Origin of the sequence: Myxococcus sp. CA033, from assembly GCF_013336625.1 — a bacterium.
GTDB classification, from domain to species: Bacteria; Myxococcota; Myxococcia; order Myxococcales; family Myxococcaceae; genus Myxococcus; species Myxococcus llanfairpwllgwyngyllgogerychwyrndrobwllllantysiliogogogochensis.
In genome coordinates, this window is record NZ_JABUMU010000053.1 from 1 (window position 1) to 3,079 (window position 3,079).

Below are 3,079 nucleotides of genomic sequence, written 5' to 3' on the forward strand. Positions count from 1 at the left end.
CACCATCCGCTTCACCATCTGCGCCTTGAATGCGTCTGTGTACGGCACTTCAACCGCCTGCACTCGCCCCCTTCGGGTGGTCAGCTCGGCATCTCAGCCGAGGCGACTTCTTCCCTGACACAGGGGGGTCGCTCGTTCTTCTCTCTGACCTGATCGCGTGCTTTCTCGAAGCGAGTCTTGGCGCCATGTACTTCCTTGAGCGGGGCATCGGCGCCAGGGAGGCGCCCCACATGGCGGACGCTGAGTCGGCTGGCGATGTCCTGCCATTGGGTATTGTCCGTTGCGTGGTCTCGAACGTCCTGGTCGGTGAGGTACCCTTTCGCGCGTGCTGTGCTAAGGGCATCAGTAATAGCCTTGCGTTCCGACTCCATGAATTCGCGAGAATAGTTGCCGTTTTCATCTTTCGCGAACGGAGAAAAGCCATCGTGCGCGCGGGCTAAGTTGTCGAGCAAGCCACCTTTTTCGCGGGCGCGATTGACGAGTTGAGCTACGTAGTCAGGCTCACTCTTGTGAGCCTCGACGGTCTTTGCGAAGGACTTCGCGGCTCCAGCGGGGTTGAGTCCTTTGAGTTTCTCATAGTGCTCGTTGGCTTTTTGAACAGATGCGGGATTCAGCTTCGCCGGCAGAACCGCATTCGCGTCGAGGGCGGGAGGGTTGGCCTTCTTTGTCCCGGCCTCGAAATCACTCTGACCTTGATGGGTGCGCACGTTTGGGTTGTCCCGCGCAGGGGAGTTCTTTCTCTCCTGTGTACGTGCCTTGTTCTCATTGGAGGAAGTCGAAGGGAGCGCAATGTTATGACGTCGCTGACTGCCATCAATCTTTCCCATGGGGCTCTTTCTGTTGGGGTGTGTGTGCGAAAGTTCACCCGCGGTTTGCTGTTATGTGTCGAGGCTGTTCGGTGGCTGCAATGAAGTCGTTGTGCGTAGCTTTGGAGGGGACGATTCGGTCGGAGTGCGTACGTTGGGCGGAGGGAGGGGTTGGCTTTCTTGTTGTCCGTGGGTGACGGGGCGGCAGATGCGATGGTTGAATGGCTGCTGAGGGCAAGATCTCAACATGCGGTCATCCGCTCGGGCCCCACAACGCACGATGACGCACTCCCATGGCTGTCCTGACACCCTCCACTTCGATCCGTACCTGCATGAGGCTCAAATATTGGGCACATGCAGAAATACGCACCACATCCGTAAAAGTTGGAGTGGTCGTACTTTGGTCTGTGTACGAGTTCGCCACCTGTCGTTTGTGTTCGAGGCAGTGGCGTCATACAATGCCGTGACGTCGTGACCGACTGGTCTACGTGTTGGGAGCGTGCAGAGATGTTCGTGGGGCGCTCACCGCCGTCCCCCCATGCCCGGCATGGAGCGCTTCCCCTTCGTGCCGGACTCGCCGCGGTCGGTGACGGGCTTTTAGGGGCACCCCTTTGAGCATCTTGCTTGACGTAGTCGACGGTGCCAGCAGCGAGGACTCGTGACGTCGCGACCTGCCGGCGCACCTCGCTGCCTGGCGCGCAGCCTTTCTTCCTTGGCTTCGGTCCACGAGGATGTTTGAGCAGCATCCCCGGGTCGACGTGCCTTGCCATGCCCACCAGCGTCCGGGCCAGCCGCTTCGGGGTCTGGCTTTCGCAGGGCACCCAAACCTCCTCGGGGAGAGCAGTCTTCATTCCGCCGTAGTACTCACGCATTTCGGCCGCGATGCAGAAAGGGGAGATGGGTTTCTCCTCGCACACTTGATGCGCGGTCGCACCGTCGCCTGCAAAAGGGCCGATACGTCGTAGGCCACCAGCGCGACGCAGAATCCCAGCAGGGCACCCCGGTGGGAGCCAAGGCTTCGTACCTCGCCCTCAAGGACAGGCTCCAGGCGGCCAAAGAGGCTTTCAATCCGCCAGCGCGTGCGGTACAGCCGGGCGAGGGTGGTCACTCCCTTGCGGTCCGCCGGGACGTTCGTCAGCAGCCGGATGACCGCTTCGCCGTCCTCGGTCGGCGTGTCGCGTTCAATCTCGATGCGCCGCAATCACAGCACGCCACTGGCTCCGTCTGGGATGGACACCGACTGCTCGAAGACCGTGCCCGTCTCGATTCGCTCCACCTTCCGGCGCGGGCGCTCCTCGGTCGGTGCGGGATTGCGTGCATGCTCGCGCACCAGCAGGAAGGCGTCGCGTGCGGCGAAGGCCTGGAAAATTGAGCGCGTGCTGAAGCCCCGGTCTGCCGCCCAGAGGTGACTTGGCTCGACTTGCGGCAGCAGATGCTTCAGCAGCGAGCGCTCATAGTCATGCGCGTCCTCCCAGGGCAGCACGTCTCGGCCACCGGGTCCAGGTCCGGGTCATAAAGTACGGGGGACTGACCCGGCATCGCGGCGCCCCGGAAGCCACGCAACGCAGAAAGGCGCTTGTCACTCGCCGGCAAGTCGTTGCCGTCCACGATGCGGACGGCCATCCCTTCGCGAACCGCGTCCCCCGGGCCAATCGCGCGGCGCACCGCAGCAAGCCGAGCGTACGCACCGCGCACCAGCGCCCGGAGGACCGCTGGCTCGGTCCGGTTCACTTTCTTGTAGAGCGCCTGCACCGAGACGGGCAGGCGATACCGTTGGGCCGCCGCATGCAGCGAGGGGTGCAGGCCCAGCACCACCAGACTCATGCGGTCGACGACGTCAGAGAACAGCAACTCGCGCTCGTACTGCCTGCCCCGGTGCTCATGAAACGCCGCATCGACCCATGCCGCGTCACAGGCACGCTCCAGCAGGCCCCGTTCGTCTCGGCCCCTCTTCTAACCTCTCCCCGGCCGTGCAGGAGATGAGGCGCATCGGCTGAACTCTCTCATGCGACAACTACCTTGACGCTCACCGGGCGAGGTAGCAGGTCGCCGTCTTGTCGTAGTGGGTGGCGATGGCGCGAAAGCGCTTGAGATCGTGGACGCAGCACTCAATCCGATAGAGGAGCTGATAGAGGGCGGGGTCCAACTGCGTGTACCGGGTCATGGTGAGCACCGATTCCGGACCATGGTGAGCACCGATTCCGGACCGAGGTGAGCACCCGTTCCGGGCATGGTGAGCACCCGTTCCGGGCATGGTGAGCACAGGCAGGGGC

5 protein-coding genes are annotated in these 3,079 nt (G+C 62.8%); all 5 read right to left on the minus strand.

Annotated elements, in window-relative coordinates; all coding sequences use genetic code 11:
• Positions 1 to 80: 80 nt before the first annotated feature.
• Positions 81 to 827 (minus strand): hypothetical protein, encoded by a 747-nt coding sequence (locus tag HUA78_RS45525; protein WP_174479106.1) that lies wholly within the window; start codon positions 825 to 827, stop codon positions 81 to 83.
• Positions 828 to 1,653: 826 nt separating this feature from the next.
• On the minus strand, positions 1,654 to 2,007 hold the full coding sequence (locus tag HUA78_RS47110; RefSeq protein ID WP_254624260.1) for a transposase: 354 nt from the start codon (positions 2,005 to 2,007) through the stop codon (positions 1,654 to 1,656).
• Positions 2,008 to 2,289, minus strand: a complete 282-nt coding sequence (locus HUA78_RS47115; protein ID WP_254624261.1) for a hypothetical protein — start codon at positions 2,287 to 2,289, stop codon at positions 2,008 to 2,010. It lies immediately after the preceding gene.
• Positions 2,244 to 2,657: a hypothetical protein gene (locus HUA78_RS47120; RefSeq protein ID WP_254624262.1), complete on the minus strand. Its 414-nt coding sequence runs from the start codon at positions 2,655 to 2,657 to the stop codon at positions 2,244 to 2,246. The genes HUA78_RS47115 and HUA78_RS47120 overlap by 46 nt, the downstream gene beginning before the upstream one ends.
• 175 nt (positions 2,658 to 2,832) lie before the next feature.
• Positions 2,833 to 2,970: a hypothetical protein gene (locus HUA78_RS45535; RefSeq protein WP_174479107.1), complete on the minus strand. Its 138-nt coding sequence runs from the start codon at positions 2,968 to 2,970 to the stop codon at positions 2,833 to 2,835.
• Positions 2,971 to 3,079: the final 109 nt, after the last annotated feature.